The organism is Flavobacterium ginsengisoli (genome assembly GCF_029625315.1).
Classification (GTDB): domain Bacteria; phylum Bacteroidota; class Bacteroidia; order Flavobacteriales; family Flavobacteriaceae; genus Flavobacterium; species Flavobacterium ginsengisoli.
This window is the reverse complement of the sequence record NZ_CP121110.1, coordinates 983,947-1,001,552: the sequence shown is the minus strand read 5'-3', so window position 1 is coordinate 1,001,552 and position 17,606 is coordinate 983,947. Positions and strand designations below refer to the sequence as shown.

The following is a 17,606-nucleotide window of genomic DNA, read 5'->3' as shown; positions in this document are numbered from 1 at the left end:
AACATTTAAAACCTATTTTTTATATTTTTGTCGCGATGAAATTTACAGCAGAACAAATAGCAGGAATTTTAGAAGGAGAAGTTGTTGGGAATCCCAATGCAGAAGTTTCTAAGCTTTCTAAAATCGAAGAAGGGGACGAAGGGTCGCTTACTTTTTTGGCTAATCCAAAGTATATCAATTATATATATACTACAAAAGCGACAGTAACAATTGTTAATGATAGCTTTATTCCAGAACAGGAAATTACTACTACACTTATTAAAGTGGAAGATGCTTATGCAAGCGTTTTCTAAACTTTTACATTTTTATAATCAAGTAAAATTAAATAAAACAGGTATCGAGCCTCAGTCATTTATGTCTGAAGGAACCAAATATGGAGAAAATTTATATTTGGGAAGTTTTAGTTATATTGGACAAAATGTAGTTTTGGGCAATAATGTGAAAATATATCCAAATAGTTTTATTGGTGACAATGTTACTATTGGTGATAATGTATTCATCTTTGCTGGTGCAAAAATCTATTCAGAAACTGTAATAGGAAACAATTGTACTGTTCATTCTGGTGTTATTATCGGTGCTGATGGTTTTGGATTTGCTCCAAATGAAGATGGAGAATATAGTAAAGTACCACAAATTGGTAATGTTATTATTGAGGATAACGTAGATATTGGTGCAAATACTACAATCGACAGAGCAACCCTTGGTTCTACAATAATTAGAAAAGGGGTTAAATTAGACAATCAAATTCAGATTGCTCACAATGTAGAAATTGGAAAAAATACTGTGATAGTCGCTCAAAGTGGGGTAGCAGGTTCTACAAAAATTGGCGAGAACTGTATGATTGGAGGACAAGTTGGTATAGTAGGCCATTTAACAATTGGCAATAATGTTAGAGTTCAGGCACAGTCTGGCGTTTCAAGAAACATTAAAGATGGTGAAGTTTTACAAGGTTCGCCATCACTTGGATATAGTGATTTTAATAAATCGTATGTTCATTTTAAGAATCTGCCTAAAATTGTGGCTGAAGTTGAAGAATTAAAAAAACAAATAATAAACCCAAAAAATGGAAATAATGGTTAAACAGAAGACCATCAAAAATGAAATTTCGCTAACAGGAGTTGGTTTACACACTGGAAAAGAAGTTACAATGACTTTTAAACCTGCACCCGTTAATAATGGTTTCACTTTTGTAAGAGTAGATTTGCAAGGTCAACCAGTAATTGAAGCTGATGCTAATTATGTTGTTAATACTCAAAGAGGAACAAATCTTGAGAAACTTGGTGTAAAAATTCAAACACCAGAACACGTTTTGGCTGCAGTGGTTGGTTGTGATTTGGATAATGTTATTATTGAATTGAATGCCTCTGAACTACCAATTATGGATGGTTCATCAAAATATTTTGTTGAAGCGATAGAGAAAGCTGGAATTGAAGAACAAGATGCAAGCAGAAATGTTTACGTAGTTAAAGAAGTAATTTCTTTTACAGATGAAGCTACTGGAAGCGAAATTCTTGTTATGCCTAGCGACGAATATCAAGTAACAACTATGGTAGATTTTGGTACTAAAGTTTTAGGTACTCAAAATGCTACTTTAAAAAGTTTAGCAGATTTTAAATCTGAAATTGCGAGTTCTAGAACTTTTAGTTTCCTTCACGAATTAGAGTCTTTGTTAGAGCACGGACTTATTAAAGGTGGAGATTTAAACAATGCAATTGTGTATGTAGATAAAGAAATCTCTGAGTCTACAATGGAGAATTTAAAGAAAGCGTTTGGTAAAGAAGAGATTTCAGTTAAACCAAACGGAGTTTTAGATAACTTGACTTTGCACTATCCAAACGAAGCAACAAGACATAAATTGCTAGATGTAATTGGAGATTTATCTTTAATTGGAGTTCGTATCCAAGGAAAAATTATTGCTAACAAACCAGGACACTTTGTAAACACTCAGTTTGCTAAAAAATTAGCAAAAATTATCAAGATAGAGCAGAGAAATCATGTTCCTACTTATGATTTGCATCAAGAACCATTGATGGATATTCATAAAATCATGTCTATGCTGCCTCACAGACCTCCATTCTTGTTAATTGACAGAATTATCGAAATGTCTGATCGTCACGTAGTAGGATTGAAAAATGTTACCATGAACGAGAATTTCTTCGTTGGTCACTTTCCAGAAGCTCCAGTTATGCCAGGTGTATTAATTGTTGAAGCAATGGCTCAAACAGGTGGAATTTTAGTGTTAAGTACTGTTCCAGATCCTGAAAATTATTTGACATATTTCATGAAAATTGATAATGTTAAATTTAAACACAAAGTATTGCCAGGTGATACTTTAATCTTTAAATGTGAGTTAATTTCTCCTATCAGAAGAGGAATTTGCCATATGCAAGCAAATGCTTATGCAAATGGTAAATTAGTAACCGAGGCAGAATTAATGGCACAAATAGCAAGGAAACAATAATAAATTATCAAATTTATTGTTTAGGTTTGTTGCTTCAAATTAGAATATTTTAATTAAAAATATAAAACATACAGATGAATCAACCATTAGCATATGTTCATCCAGGCGCGAAAATCGCTAAAAACGTTGTAATAGAGCCATTTACAACAATTCACAATAATGTTGTTATTGGTGATGGTACTTGGATTGGTTCAAACGTGACCATTATGGAAGGTGCTCGAATTGGAAAAAATTGTAATATTTTCCCAGGAGCAGTAATTTCTGCGGTGCCACAAGATTTAAAATTTGGAGGTGAAGATTCTCTTGCTATTATTGGCGATAATTGTACAATTAGAGAATGTGTAACTATTAATAGAGGGACTATTGCTTCTGGCCAAACTGTAATTGGAAACAATTGTTTAGTAATGGCTTATGCTCACATCGCGCACGACTGTGAGATCGGAAACAATGCAATTATTGTAAATGGTGTTGCATTAGCTGGACACGTAGTTGTTGGAAATCATGCAGTTATTGGAGGTTTAGCGGCGATTCACCAGTTTATTCATATTGGAGATCACGCTATGATTTCTGGAGGATCTTTGGTTAGAAAAGACGTTCCGCCATTTACAAAGGCGACAAAAGAGCCTTTGTCTTATGTAGGAATTAATTCTGTTGGTTTACGAAGAAGAGGTTTTAGTACTGAAAAAATTAGAGAAATTCAGGAAATCTATAGAATATTGTATCAAAAGAATTACAATACAACGCAAGCTTTAAGCATTATTGAAGCTGAAATGGAAGCGACTCCAGAAAGAGATGAAATTCTAGATTTTATTAGAAATTCTTCTCGAGGAATTATGAAAGGTTACTCAGGAAATTATTAAAAATTGAGTTTAATTGTTTATTTGTTTAATCGTTTAATCGAAAAAACAGTTAAACGGTTAAACGATTAAACAAAAAAATAAAACAAATACAAATGGCATCTACATCAGATATTAGAAACGGATTGTGTATTAAATTTAATCACGATATCTATAAAATTATTGAATTTCTTCACGTAAAACCTGGAAAAGGTCCAGCTTTCGTTAGAACTAAATTGAAAAGTTTGACTTCTGGAAAAGTATTAGATAATACATTTTCTGCTGGTCACAAGATTGACGTTATCCGTGTTGAAACACATACATTTCAATATTTATATCCAGAAGGTGATGAATTTCACTTCATGAATGCTGAAACGTTTGAGCAAATTTCTTTAAACAAAAACATTTTGGATGCTCCAGATTTGTTAAAAGAAGGAACAAACGTTATGGTGCAAATCAATACAGAAACTGATTTGCCGTTATCAGTAGATATGCCTGCATCTGTGATTCTTGAAGTTACTTACGCTGAGCCAGGTGTAAAAGGAAACACAGCAACAAATGCTACTAAAAATGCTACAGTAGAAACAGGAGCGAACATAAATGTTCCTTTGTTTATTAACGAAGGCGATAAAATTAAAATCGATACAGCTTCAGGTTCTTACATGGAGCGTGTAAAAGAGTAGTTATTTTAATTAAGATAATTTGACAATGAGTCAATTAGATAATTTGTGAGTCGACATAATTTTGTATATTCACATTCTAATTGACTCATTTTCTAATTTACAAGTTTTCTAATTATACTATATGAAATTTCCAAAGAGTCATTCTTTACAAGAAATTGCTAATTTGCTTAACTGCAAATTTATTGGGGACAAAGATTTTCAAGTTTTAGGCATGAATGAAATACATGTTGTAGAGCCTGGTGATATTGTTTTTGTTGACCATCCAAAATACTATGATAAAGCTTTGCAATCGGCGGCTACTATTGTCTTAATAAACAAAGAAGTTGAGTGCCCAGAAGGTAAAGCTCTTTTAATTTCTGATGATCCATTTAGAGATTTTAATATTTTAACCAGACATTTTAAACCGTTTCAATTTGCTAATGTTGCTATAGCTCCATCGGCAGAAATTGGAGAAGGGACTGTTATTCAGCCTAATAGTTTTGTTGGAAACAATGTGAAAATTGGTAAAAACTGTCTAATACATTCTAATGTATCTATTTATGATCATACAGTAATAGGAGATAATGTGATTATACATGCCGGAACTATTTTAGGTGCGGATGCTTTTTATTATAAAAAACGTCCAGAAGGATTCGATCAGTTGGTTTCTGGTGGTCGAGTTGTTATTGAAGATAATGTTGGCATTGGAGCTTTATGTACTATCGATAAAGGTGTTACTGGAGATACAACAATTGGTGCAGGATCAAAACTAGATAATCAAGTGCATGTTGGCCATGATACAGTGATTGGAAAAAAATGTCTGATTGCTTCTCAAACTGGTATTGCAGGTTGTGTGATTATAGAAGATGAAGTAACCTTATGGGGACAAGTAGGAACTACTAGCGGTATTACAATTGGCGCAAAAGCTGTTGTGATGGGGCAGACAGGTGTTACTAAGTCAGTTGAAGGCGGAAAATCATATTTTGGTACTCCAATTGAAGAGTCTAGAGAAAAATTGAAGCAATTAGCCAATATCAAGAAGATTCCTGAAATTTTAAGTAAATTGAAGTAATATGTCTATTAAAGAATTTGTTCAGAAATTTTATAAGTCAGATGCCTTAATTGATAGCGAAATTTTAAAAACATATCTGCATCCTGATGTTATTCTTGAATGGAACAGCAACAAAGGTTTTATTCAAATGGATTATGATTCGATAATTGAAATGGCCAATGAGCTTAGTCGTGCCTATGTACGTTCTAAAGTTAGAATTAGCCATATTATTAGCGAAGATGATTTAGTATCAGTACGTTACTCTCATTTTGTAAAAACAATCGAGAATCCTAGAGAAGAAATGCTTTTAGCACATTTTGCAACCATTTGGCAGATAAAAGATGATAAACTTTATAGAGGTTATCAAATGAGTCAATTTTCTTAATATTTTTTTGACAATAAAAGAGGCAAAATACATTACAAAACCTTATTTTTGCAACACAAATTTAAAAACTACATAAAATATATATCATGAGTGTTTTAGTTAATAAAGATTCCAAAATAATTGTTCAGGGATTTACAGGAAGTGAAGGAACTTTCCACGCTTCTCAAATGATTGAGTACGGTACTAACGTTGTTGGAGGTGTTACTCCAGGAAAAGGTGGTACAAGCCATTTAGATCGTCCAGTTTTTAATACAGTAAAAGATGCTGTAGATCAAGCTGGTGCTGATACTTCTATCATTTTTGTTCCGCCAGCTTTTGCCGCTGACGCAATTATGGAAGCTGCTGATGCTGGAATTAAAGTAATTATTGCCATTACAGAAGGAATTCCTGTAGCAGACATGATTAAAGCAAATAATTATGTTAAAGAAAGAAATTCAAGATTAATTGGTCCAAACTGTCCAGGTGTTATTACTCCAGGTGAAGCTAAAGTTGGTATTATGCCAGGTTTCGTTTTCAAAAAAGGTACAGTTGGTATCGTTTCTAAATCAGGAACTTTAACTTACGAAGTCTGCTGACCAAGTTGTAAAACAAGGTTTAGGAATTACTACAGCTATCGGAATTGGTGGAGATCCAATTATTGGAACTACAACTAAAGAAGCTGTTGAATTATTAATGAACGATCCAGAAACTGAAGCTATCATCATGATCGGTGAAATTGGTGGTCAATTAGAAGCTGATGCTCGCAAGATGGGTAAAAGCTGACGGTAACCGTAAACCAGTTATTGGATTTATCGCTGGAGAAACTGCTCCTGCTGGTAGAACAATGGGGCACGCAGGTGCTATTGTTGGTGGTTCTGATGATACAGCTGCTCGCTAAGAAACAAATTATGAGAGACAACGGAATTCACGTTGTTGATTCACCAGCAGAAATTGGTAAAAAAGTAAAAGAAGTACTTGGATAATTTTCAAGTTTCAAAATTATAAATTCCAAAAAAAGTCTCAATATTCTGTTGAGACTTTTTTACATTTTAAAGGCTGAGGCGTAAATGAAAAAAAACTTAGCATCTTAGAACCTCAGTATCTTAGAAGCTTAAAGAAGAAATATGTATAAAGAATTAGAAAAATTTAAAGCATCAAACAGTTTTACTTTTACTGTAAATGATAGTTTAGAAGAAGCTTGCAATGCTCCAGAAGGAAGTGCTGGAATATTTGTGGTGTACGCTGTTGAAGGTGAGGCAAAAGAGTTAATTATGGTTGGTTCTACAGGAACCGTTCAGAATGATGGAACTTTAAAGAGTAAAAATGGTGGACTTTACGACAAAATCGTAAATGGACATCAGTTTGCTAAAACAGGAAGAAAATATTCTTGGCCAGCACAAATGAAATTAGAAAACATCGAAGCATTAGAAGTAGTTTGGTACGAAACGTTTGCAGGCGATGTAAAAGCAATTCCTACTGCTGTTGAAGGGCAAGTTTTGCAAAACTTCTTAGATGAAAATGGTATATTACCAAGATGGAATGTAGCTTTTTAAGTTCCTTTCAATCTGAATATTATCAAAAAACCTTACTGATTTAATTGGTAAGGTTTTTTTGTGAGATGTAGGTTTTAATTTTTAAAAATATAAATAGCAAGAAAAAAGCCTATAATAAATAGTCACTTAATGTTTAAGGGTAAAAGATTTTGATTTTTCTAATTTTTAATCTGGAAATTCCATTCTTTAATTTAAAACTAAGTTGAAAATTCATTTGTAAAATCTAATAAGATTTAAGGTTTATTTTTTTTATACTTAGAAAGCTTTATTTTAAATAAGGCTTTTTTTTATGTCTTTTTTTCTGGTGTCGTAAATCAATGATGAACAAAAAACTGTAAGGTTCGATTTAGTTAATTAAAATTTAAATTATGGTAAATTTAAGTTTAATCAAAAAACAAGGCGCAATACTGATGAATTTAGAAAAAAGTTTATTTTTTTTGTAATTAATTGGGTTTTGATTATTTGCTTTTCTATATTTATCACACAAAAACAAAAAATAATGTTAAAATTCGATTCTTTTTGTATCTTATAAAATTAATTGAAATGTAAAACACTTGTTTAATTTTTGTTAAATTAGATGTTTTGTTTATCAGTTTTAACTTAAAAAGAAATCAAATTTATTTCATATTAATCTATGTAGTAATCCTATTGTTTTAGTAATAACTTAGATAATCGGATTTTGCGCCCCAAAGCTTTTTTATATGAGCCAAATTTTAAAAAACAAGGTTTTAGACGATTTTATTCTGTGGAATAATTTGAAGAATGGTAATGAGAAATCATTTTCGTTACTTTTTGAAAAATACTATAGAGACTTGATCAGTTACGGCAATTCGCTTTGTTCGTATGAAGAAAAAGTACAAGATTGTATTCAAGATGTTTTTGCTGATATTTGGCTTTATCGCGACTCTCTTCAAGATAATGTTATTGTTAAGGCGTATTTGCTTTCTAGTGTTAGAAAGAGAATTGCTCGTTTGCACGAAAGAGATCATGTATTTAGAAAAACTACTACTACAGATGTTTTAGAATTTCTTTTTGATTTTTCGATAGAAAATCGTTTGGTAGAAGACGAAGTTACTGCTGAACGTGTTCTTCTTTTGAATAAATTATTGAATGACCTTCCAGGTCGTCAGAAGGAAGCTTTGTATTTGCGCTATCACCAAGGATTAAGCGTAGATCAAATAGCAGATTTATTAGATGTGAATTATCAGTCGGCTAGTAATCTTCTACATCGCGGTTTGCTAAGTCTTAGAAAAGAATGGACAGGCAGTATTCCGCTTCTAGTGCTTATATCTTCAGGGGTTTTTTAAAAATTTAAGGAAAAATCAAAAAAAAATCTTAAATCGGTGAGTATATAATAAAAAAACTGTCCTCTATGTTTTTGTAACCTTAATAATAAGATGCAAAAACGTAACAATTATATAGAAATTGAAGACTTCTTAGCTGATGAATCTTTTCAATTATGGATTTTATCTAAAGTTGATGAGCAAGGCTGGGAAGAATGGACTCTCGAGAATCTTCAAAGAGCCAAACTTGTTGAAGATGCAAGGCTTGTACTTTTGGCCATGCGGGTTCCAGAGTCTAAATTGTCTTCAAACGAAGTTCATGAAGCTTTACAGGAAACTTGGCGAAAAATTGAACATAGAGAAGAGCTTTCTCAACAATCTTCAAAAATTAAAAAACTTAAAATACGTAGATATTGGATTAGTGGTGTAGCCGCCGCTATTTTGATTGGTATTTTTTCTACATGGTTTTTTAGAAGTGAAATTACTGCAAATGATAATGTAGTTACTTACAACGAACTAGTTCAGGATAATAATGAAGGTTTGGTTGAACAAACCAATAATTCTGAAAAATCACAGATAATTACTTTATCTGATGGAAGTTCTGTTTTATTACAGCCCAATAGTAAATTAAGTTACCCTAAAATCTTTACCGGAACGAAAGAAAGGTGTATTTATCCGGCGAAGGTTTCTTTGAAATTAGTAAAAATCCTAAAAAGCCTTTTTTTGTTTATGCTAATGAGATTGTCACTAGAGTTGTTGGAACAAGCTTTAGAATAAAGGCTTATCCAGATCAGCAAAATGTTGAAGTTCTTGTTCGCACCGGTAAAGTAAAGGTAAAATCTAATGATTTGGTTCGCACTACTGAAAACAAAGAAATTGTTTTGCTTCCTAATCAAGCATTGCGTTTTGCTCGTAAAGAATTAGTGTTTAATAAAATAACCAATATTACTGAAGATCCGATTTTAGTAAATAGTGTTAGAAATATTGAGCAGTTAAGTTTTGAGTTTACCGATATTCCTGTTGCACAAATTCTTGAAACTATAGAACAGGCTTATTTAGTAGATATTGATTTTCCTCACGAAAAATTAAAAGACTGCCGATTGACGACTTCTTTAAGTGATCAGCCATTGGCAGAAAAACTGAAAATAATTTGTAAAAGCATTGGCAACGATACAAATTATGAAATGAATGGAAATCAGATTGTAATTACGACTTCTGGCTGTAACTAGACTTCGAAATTCGATTAAAAAATAAAAAATTAAAAATCCAAAATGAAGCCATTAAAAAACTAAAAAAACAATTTGTAAATGCCTATGTAAAAACCGAATGCATAAAAAAAGTGCCGAGAATGCTGTAACATTAACGACACTTAAATCTGAATAAATCACTCTCTGTAAAGGGTAATTTATGATGTTTCTTAAAATACACTCGAATAGTATTAATCAAAACAAACCAAAATTATGAAAAAACCTGTTGTCAAGCAACGATTACTTCACCAAATCATGAAAATAACGCTGTTTCAGTTTGTGTTAGCGCTTGTGTTTTCAAGTGTTACTCTCGCAAATAATGTAAATGGGCAGAAAAAATTAGATACTAAAGTAACTATTACAGTTGAGAACCTAACTTTAGACAATGCTTTATCAAAAATTGAAAAGTCTGCTCATGTAAAATTTTCTTATAACTCAAGACTTCCTCAACTAGGAGAGAAGGTTAGTATAGAAGCAAACCAAGAAACTCTGTCGAGTGTACTTAGCAGAGTATTGGTTCCTTTTAATATTACTTTTTCAGAAGTAAGCAATCAGATTGTCGTTGCAAAAGAATACTATTGATTCTTTTTCGTATGCCAGTAATCACGATTCTTTATTTGAGGTTCTAACTTTTGGGCCAATCATTAAAGGAAAAGTTACTGACCAAACCGGTAGTCCGTTACCTGGCGCTACAATTATGGCAAAAGGCACAAAAACTGCTGTTTTAACAGATTTTGATGGAAACTTTACTATTGAAGTACCGGCTAATGTAGATCGTTTGGTTATTTCTTATGTGGGTATGGAGTCTAAAGAAATTGGAATCGATAATACTTCTCCAACAATTGTATTAACTGAAGCTGGTCAAAACCTTAAAGAGGTGGTAGTTACGACTGGATATGAAAAAACTTCAAAAAGAACATTTACTGGAGCTATTAGTAAAATTTCTGGCGCAGAATTAAAAATTGATGGTGTAGTTGACGTAAGCCGAATGATCGAAGGAAAAGCGGCGGGGGTTACAGTGCAAAACGTTACAGGTACTTTTGGTACTGCTCCTAAGATAACCGTTCGTGGATCTTCTTCAATTTTTGGAGATACGAAACCGTTATGGGTTATTGATGGTGTTGTTCAAGAAGATATTATTAATATGTCGTTTGCTGATTTAGCATCTGGAAATTCAGAGACATTATTAAGTTCATCTGTAGCTGGTTTAAGTGCAAACGATATTCAAAGTATTGAAATTCTTAAAGATGCATCGGCTACGTCAATTTATGGATCTAGATCATTAAACGGAGTTGTGGTTGTAACAACAAAACAAGGACGTAGAGATTCTCCGCTAAAAATTACATACGGATTGGAGCAAACTGTAAGAACAGTTCCAAGTTATAGCCAATTTGATATTCTAAATTCTCAGGAATCTATGAGTATTTTTAAAGAAATGGAAGCTAAAGGTTATTTAGATTTACCAAGTACTGTAAATGGAAGATACGGTGGAGCTTATAATATTTTAGGAAGAGCAATAAATACTTATAATCCAGAAACTGGAACGTACTTGGTTAATAATGACCCTGTAAGCCGTAATAATTTTTTGAAAAAATATGAGCAGGCAAATACAGACTGGTTCAATGTTTTGTTTAGACCATCTATTACGCAAAATCACTCTTTAAGTTTTTCTGGAGGGGTAAAAATAATACATTTTATGCTTCATTGGGGTATTATGCAGATCCAGGATGGACTATTGCAGACGATGTAAAACAGATTTCTAGTAATATTAAAGGGACTTTTTATGTCAATGATAAATTAAATGTTACTTTATCTACACTGGCATCTATTAGAGATCAAGGTGCGCCTGGAACTTACGAAAGCGAGAAAGATGTTGTTTTTGGTAAAGTGACACGTGATTTTGATATCAACCCTTTTAATTATGTATTAAATACAAGTAGAACTTTACGTCCTTATGACGATAATGGAAACTTAGAATACTATAGAAATAACTGGGCTAAAATGAATATTATAAACGAATTGGCTAACAATTTCATGGAAATTGAAGTAAAAGATATTCGTTTTCAATTAGATTTAGATTATAAAATTAATCCTCACTTAACTTATAATTTAACTGGTTCAGCTCGTTATGCAAACACAAGCCGTGAGCACAAAATTTTAGAAGGTTCAAACGTTGTTGGAGCATATAGAGCAGGAACAGCAATTGGTGAAGATGGAGTAAATACGTTAGTAAGAGATCAAAATATCTTTTTATATCAAGATCCAAATGACTTAACGGCGCCAAAAGAATCTGTATTGCCAAATGGTGGATTCTTGAGAAAGTTTACAAATGACATGACATCTTATAACTTAAGAAATAGTGTTACTTATAGAAATGTATTTGCTGAGAAGCATGAATTAGAAGGATTTTTTGGTACTGAAATGAGAGTTGTAGATAGAACTAGCGATCAATTTACAGCTGCAGGTTTACAATACGATAGAGGTTTGACTGCTTTTACAGATCCAAGAATTATTGAAAAAATAATTAACGCTGGTGATTCTTACTATGGTTTTAATGAAGAAAAAGAAAGAACAGTAGGTTTCTTTGGTAAAGTAGGTTACACTTATGATAGACGTTATACGGGTTCTGTTACAGGACGTTATGATGGGTCTAACAGACAAGGAAATAGCGATTCTTCTAGATGGTTGCCAACTTATACTTTTAGTGGAAAATGGAATGTTGCTGAAGAGAGCTTCATGAAAAATGTTCAATCAGTTAATACTTTAGCATTAAGAGCATCGTACGGTTTAACAGCTACTGCAGGACCTGCAACAAACTCTTTGGCTATTTACAAAAGTGCTATTACAGACCGTTTCGGACTTGATGATAGAGAATCAGCCATTAGAATTGAAGAATTACAAAACGGAAATTTAACTTGGGAAAAGCAGTTTGAAACTAATATTGGACTTGATCTTGGAATGTTTAATAACAGAGTTCAGTTTACAACAGATGTTTACCGTCGTAAAGCTTTTGATCTTGTTGATTATGTAATTACATCAGGTATTGGTGGTCAAAGAATTAGACAAGGTAACAATGCCGATATGGAAACAAAAGGTTTAGAGGTTGCTTTTACTACTAAAAATATTGATACTAAAGATTTTAAATGGTCAACAAATCTTAATTTTTCTGTTTATCATCAAGAAATTACAAAACTGCAAAACACACCAACAGCTTTTGATTTAGTTGATTCAAATGGTGGAAATACAGTTGGACACCCAAGAAATTCATTGTATTCATATCAATTTACAGGTTTGAATAATCAAGGTCTTCCAACCTTTATTTTACAAGATGGTGCAGAAAACAATATTACAGAGGCTAATTTTCAGGATAACTTAAATGTGACGAAATATTTGAAATACGAAGGGTCAATTGAGCCTAATAAATCATTTGGTTTTGCAAATACATTTACATACAAAAATCTGTCTCTTTATATATTCTTTGTAGGTTCAGGAGGAAATAAAGTTCGTTTAAATCCTGTATACGATAGTACTTATGATGACTTAACGGTATTTACAAAAGACTTTACAAACCGTTGGATTAATCCTGGAGATGAAAATTATACAAATGTTCCTGTTATTGCAGACAGACGTTTAAATGCTAATTATGGAGGAGATCGTACATTGGCAAGAGCTTATAATACTTATAACTATTCTGATGTTCGTATTGCCGATGGAGATTTTGTTAGATTAAAGAATATCTCATTAAGCTGGGAATTTCCTGCAGATTTCAAGAAGAAAATCGGGGTGAGCACTTTTACATTAAAAGGTTCAGCAGTAAATCCTTGGTTAGTTTATTCTGATAAACGATTAAATGGACAAGATCCTGAGTTCCGTAATACTGGAGGGGTTGCTTTCCCAGTGACAACTCAATATACATTTACTTTAAACCTTTCATTATAATAGTCAAGATCATGAAAAACTTAAAAATAGCATTATCCCTATTAATACTTATTTGTATTACTAGCTGTGATGATTTCTTATCGGAGAAACCAGATAATAGAACAGAAATAGATACACCAGAAAAAATAAAAGAATTATTGGTAGAAGCTTATCCTCAAATGAGTTATTTTGAGATTGCAGAAACGATGTCTGATAATGTTTTTGACACCGGATTACCTACAACATTAATCAGAAACGAGCAAAATTATAATTGGGAAATCAATACAGAAGCAACTGATATTGATACTCAAGCGTATTACTGGGATGCTTGTTATAAAGCAATTGCGCATGCAAACAAAGCATTAGAAGCAATTGAGCAATTAGGAAGCCCAGCAAGCTTAAATCCTCAAAGAGGTGAAGCTTTAATGGCGAGAGCGTATTCACACTTTATGTTGGTTTCATTATGGGCAAAACGTTACAATCCAGCAACAGCTGAGTCCGATTTAGGTATTCCGTATGTAACAAAACCAGAAACAGAATTAATTACTCAATACAAAAGAAATACAGTTGCTGAAGTTTTTGATTTTCTTGAAAAAGACATTGAAGAAGGTTTAAAATTAGTGACAAACGATTACAAAGAGCCAAGATTTCACTTTACTGTAGCAGACTTCAAAAGCTTTTGCCAGTAGATTTTATTTAGTAAAAGGAAACTGGGATAAAGTAATTTCATTATCTGATGATTTAGGCAATAAGCCAGCAGGATTGAGAGATTTCTCTACTTATGAACCTCTTGGTGTAGAAGATCAAATGTTGAGATATGGCGCGAGCGATGTAGAAACCAATTTATTAATTGTTTCAGCAAATACTATTGTCGGAAGATTATATTCTACAAATCGTTTCAATTTATCAGGCTTACGTCGTCCAGAGATTTTTGGAACTAGTACAAATCTTTTTGGGAAAGCGTATTATTATAACTTTTATTCTTCTAATGGAAGTATAACTTTATTTCTTCCAAAGTTCTATGAATACTTTAAATATTCTAACGTAACAGCTGGTATTGGAGATCCTTATGTAGCAGAAGTTTTATTAAGCAACGACGAGTTTTTCTTAAACAGAATGGAAGCTCACGTTATGAAAGGACAAATTGATTTGGCTAATGACGAATTAGAATACTTCTTAGCAACGAGAACTCCAACTTATAATCCAGCAACAGATAAATTAACTGAAGCAAGAGTAGTAGCAATGTTTCCTGTTGTTCCAGACGAATACACTCCATTCTACAGCATGACGCCAGTACAAACTTCTTATATTAAAGCTATTGCAGAAACAAGAAGAAGAGATTTTATACACGAAGGACTTAGATGGTTTGATATTAAACGTTTTAACATTGTGGTAAAACATGAAACATCAAACAAACCAGCTAATATACTAGTAAAAGACGACAACAGAAGAGCTTTACAGATTCCGTTGCACGCTTCAAACACTGGTTTAGAACTAAATCCTAGATAATCTTAAAAAATGAAAATTATGAAATTATTAAAATATAATAAAATTGCGGTTTTAGCTCTAGTTTCGATAACTCTATTTTCATGTGGAAGCGATGACCTGCCAGGAGAAAGCCAATTAGATTTTACACAACCTGAAAAAACAGCTTTAGATAATTGGATTGATGGAATTTACTTAGATCAATACAATATTAATGTGCAATATAAATGGAACCAAAATACAGTAGACAATAGCCGTTATTTGTTCCCGCCAGAAATTGATAAAGTGAAACCAGCACTAGAAATAGTTCAAACAATATGGCTAAAAAGTTATGCTCGCAATTGGAGGTCCAGATTTCGTAAAGAAAATAGCGCCAAGAGAAATTGTTTTGGTTGGAGGAGTTAACTTAAATAGTGTAGGAACGAGAACTTTAGGTTTGGCTGAAGGAGGACAAAGAGTTACTTTGTTTGAAACAGATTATATCGATCAAACAAATCGTGCAAACGTATCAGAGTTTATTCATACAATTCAGCATGAGTACATTCACATTCTAAATCAGAACAAACCTTTTGATGAAAAAACTTGGAAAACATTGACACCAGGCGGTTATACTGCAGATTGGTATAATTATGAAATTCCAGAATCAAATGAACTAGGATTTATTACAAGTTACGCAAGATCAAATATCAATGAAGATTTTGCAGAAACGGCTTCTATGATTTTAATTTATTCAAAAGACGAATATGCTGACTTTTTAGCAGGAATTCAAAGTCCATTTGCGCTTCAAGCCTTAAAAGCAAAAGAAGCCATTGTGGTGAAATATTTTAAAGAGGCATTCAATATGGATTTTTATGCTTTAAGAGATGAAGCAGAAAAAAATACAACATCTGTAATTAATTAAAACAAGCATTATGAAAATGAAACAACTATATAAGTACTTATTTGCGACTGTTTTAATACTGCAATTGATCGCCTGTAATGATAATACAGATGCAGAACAACTTTTTAATGAAACGCCTACAACTCGTCTAAATAATCAAAAAACAGAATTAAGTGAGGCTTTGCTTTCGTCTCCACAAGGATGGAAAGCGGTTTATTTTACTGATAACACTGTTTTAGGAGGATATACACACTTGTTTAGATTTGCTGCAGACGGTACTGTAGTTATGGCATCAGATTTTGATTCGGATACAGATCCACATAAAAGTGAATATGCTATTCAAGTAGGAAGTACAGTAAGTTTAACTTTTACTACAAAAAATAGAATTCACCTTTTATCAGATTCAAACAATTATCCTATTCCAGCTTTGAGAGCTAAAGGTTATTTAGGAGATTTTCAATTTTTGTACTACGGACAAGAAAATGGCGAGATTATCTTTAGAACCAATAGAAACAATCAAGAATTGCGTTTTGTAAAAGCTACTGCAGAAGATTGGGCAGATTTGCCTAAAAACCTTGTAATGGAGCAAAATGTTATTGGAGGAGAAGAAAGACCGCTTTTTAGACTTCTTGAAACTAACGATGGAACAACCACTCATAAATTTGATTTTTCATTTGCGGCTGCAACTCGTTTTGCAACATCAAATTCTATTGAAAGCGGTTATTCTGTAAGTTACGATTTAGGAATTGGATATACTCCAACAGGAATAATAGTAAGTCCTGCGGTTGAAGTAGGCGGACAAAAATTATCAAATTTCACATATAATGACGCTGACGGAAGTTTTACAGCAACAGGAACAGGTGGCGTATCTGCTGTGATAAAATATACAACGAAGCCTTTAGTCCTTACAGACGATTATAAATATTTACTTGCTGGACAGCCACTTTCATGGTTTGGATTCTTTGTAGATGATTACACAATAGATTCTCCTGCGAACTCACCATTGTTATATGCTGAATTAGAAAAAGTTAATGCAATGTTACCAGCTGGACAAAGTATAGCATCTATTCAGATATATGCGAATCACTCTATCGGAACTTTTATTTATTACACTTTCGTGGGAAGAAATCCTTTACAGCATCACGTAACTGCTGAAGAAGATGCAGATGGTAAAAAAGTAATTCTGAAACATAAATCATGGAACGGAAATACTACAGTAGCAACACCGGCTTTCTTGGCGAGTATAGATAAATATTTCATGGATCCTGAAGGACTTTATGTGAAAGCTGAAAGCTTCAGATTATACTACTCAGATCCTGTATATACATTTACAAGCGCCTCAAGTCCGTTTAGAATGACAACTTGGAAGCTTCAATAAGATATAAAAAGCAACTCACTTTTGTGAGTTGCTTTTACCAAACATAATTTCTGAATCAAAATAATAAACTTTTTATTTCTAGATATTATGATTAAAAAAATATTTACACCCGCAACTATTGCGATATTGTTTTGGGGTATAGGTTTACTTATTATAAATCAATACTACTATGAATATTTAAGACCTTATCTATATCTGTCAATAATAATCGCGCTTGGTTGTATAGTCTATGATAAGATTGAAAAGAATAAAGAAGAATAGATATATTAAGAAACAATTTTTAAGCTATTACCATTAAAACTTAGTATGTTTCTTAAATCGAAACAAAATCATATTTAAGATTTTAGTTTTGTTTTTTTATTTTGGGGGAAACAGCTCATTTTATGAGCTGTTTTTTTTGTTTTAGCAACATCTAAAATTCTTAAGCCAATTTTTGGATTACAAATTTTATTAAATGCTCAAATAATCTATATTTGTAATTCAAAAAA

Annotated in this window: 14 protein-coding genes and 3 pseudogenes; all 17 read left to right on the top strand. The window is 32.4% G+C overall.

Annotated features, from left to right (window positions below; genetic code table 11):
- Nucleotides 1-35 precede the first annotated feature (35 nt).
- Nucleotides 36-1,080: pseudogene (gene lpxD / locus P5P87_RS04455) on the top strand (UDP-3-O-(3-hydroxymyristoyl)glucosamine N-acyltransferase).
- On the top strand, nucleotides 1,073-2,461 hold the full coding sequence (locus P5P87_RS04450; protein WP_278021706.1) for a bifunctional UDP-3-O-[3-hydroxymyristoyl] N-acetylglucosamine deacetylase/3-hydroxyacyl-ACP dehydratase: 1,389 nt from the start codon (nucleotides 1,073-1,075) through the stop codon (nucleotides 2,459-2,461). Before lpxD ends, P5P87_RS04450 begins: the two are co-directional and overlap by 8 nt.
- A 74-nt stretch (nucleotides 2,462-2,535) precedes the next feature.
- A complete protein-coding gene (gene lpxA / locus P5P87_RS04445) occupies nucleotides 2,536-3,321 on the top strand; it encodes an acyl-ACP--UDP-N-acetylglucosamine O-acyltransferase (RefSeq protein WP_278021705.1) in 786 nt (261 codons plus the stop codon).
- Nucleotides 3,322-3,413: 92 nt separating this feature from the next.
- Nucleotides 3,414-3,980 carry an elongation factor P gene (gene efp / locus P5P87_RS04440; protein WP_095929274.1) on the top strand — a complete coding sequence of 189 codons (567 nt, stop codon included), beginning with the start codon at nucleotides 3,414-3,416 and terminating at the stop codon, nucleotides 3,978-3,980.
- Nucleotides 3,981-4,101: 121 nt separating this feature from the next.
- Complete coding sequence (locus tag P5P87_RS04435) at nucleotides 4,102-5,031, top strand: UDP-3-O-(3-hydroxymyristoyl)glucosamine N-acyltransferase (protein ID WP_278021704.1); 930 nt, start codon at nucleotides 4,102-4,104, stop codon at nucleotides 5,029-5,031.
- A 1-nt stretch (nucleotide 5,032) separates the two neighbouring features.
- Nucleotides 5,033-5,395, top strand: a complete 363-nt coding sequence (locus tag P5P87_RS04430) for a nuclear transport factor 2 family protein (RefSeq protein WP_278021703.1) — start codon at nucleotides 5,033-5,035, stop codon at nucleotides 5,393-5,395.
- An 86-nt stretch (nucleotides 5,396-5,481) separates the two neighbouring features.
- Nucleotides 5,482-6,357 (top strand): annotated as a pseudogene (gene sucD / locus P5P87_RS04425) (succinate--CoA ligase subunit alpha).
- A gap of 141 nt (nucleotides 6,358-6,498) precedes the next feature.
- Nucleotides 6,499-6,927 (top strand): hypothetical protein, encoded by a 429-nt coding sequence (locus tag P5P87_RS04420; protein ID WP_278021702.1) that lies wholly within the window; start codon nucleotides 6,499-6,501, stop codon nucleotides 6,925-6,927.
- A gap of 701 nt (nucleotides 6,928-7,628) precedes the next feature.
- Entirely contained in the window at nucleotides 7,629-8,234 is a 606-nt protein-coding gene (locus P5P87_RS04415) for an RNA polymerase sigma factor (RefSeq protein ID WP_198855708.1), read from the top strand.
- Nucleotides 8,235-8,324: 90 nt separating this feature from the next.
- Nucleotides 8,325-8,987, top strand: a complete 663-nt coding sequence (locus P5P87_RS04410) for a FecR family protein (RefSeq protein ID WP_278021701.1) — start codon at nucleotides 8,325-8,327, stop codon at nucleotides 8,985-8,987.
- Nucleotides 8,876-9,439: a FecR family protein gene (locus P5P87_RS04405; RefSeq protein WP_278021700.1), complete on the top strand. Its 564-nt coding sequence runs from the start codon at nucleotides 8,876-8,878 to the stop codon at nucleotides 9,437-9,439. Before P5P87_RS04410 ends, P5P87_RS04405 begins: the two co-directional genes overlap by 112 nt.
- A 231-nt stretch (nucleotides 9,440-9,670) precedes the next feature.
- Nucleotides 9,671-13,396 (top strand): annotated as a pseudogene (locus P5P87_RS26075) (SusC/RagA family TonB-linked outer membrane protein).
- A gap of 11 nt (nucleotides 13,397-13,407) precedes the next feature.
- A complete protein-coding gene (locus P5P87_RS04395) occupies nucleotides 13,408-14,064 on the top strand; it encodes a RagB/SusD family nutrient uptake outer membrane protein (protein ID WP_278021699.1) in 657 nt (218 codons plus the stop codon).
- Between the two features lie 73 nt (nucleotides 14,065-14,137).
- A complete protein-coding gene (locus P5P87_RS04390; RefSeq protein ID WP_278021698.1) occupies nucleotides 14,138-14,884 on the top strand; it encodes a RagB/SusD family nutrient uptake outer membrane protein in 747 nt (248 codons plus the stop codon).
- Between the two features lie 18 nt (nucleotides 14,885-14,902).
- Nucleotides 14,903-15,265 (top strand): putative zinc-binding metallopeptidase, encoded by a 363-nt coding sequence (locus P5P87_RS04385; protein WP_278021697.1) that lies wholly within the window; start codon nucleotides 14,903-14,905, stop codon nucleotides 15,263-15,265.
- A complete protein-coding gene (locus P5P87_RS04380; RefSeq protein WP_278021696.1) occupies nucleotides 15,192-15,761 on the top strand; it encodes a substrate import-associated zinc metallohydrolase lipoprotein in 570 nt (189 codons plus the stop codon). Before P5P87_RS04385 ends, P5P87_RS04380 begins: the two co-directional genes overlap by 74 nt.
- Nucleotides 15,762-15,777: 16 nt before the next feature.
- Nucleotides 15,778-17,118, top strand: a complete 1,341-nt coding sequence (locus P5P87_RS04375) for a DUF4302 domain-containing protein (protein ID WP_340696640.1) — start codon at nucleotides 15,778-15,780, stop codon at nucleotides 17,116-17,118.
- Nucleotides 17,119-17,606: the final 488 nt, after the last annotated feature.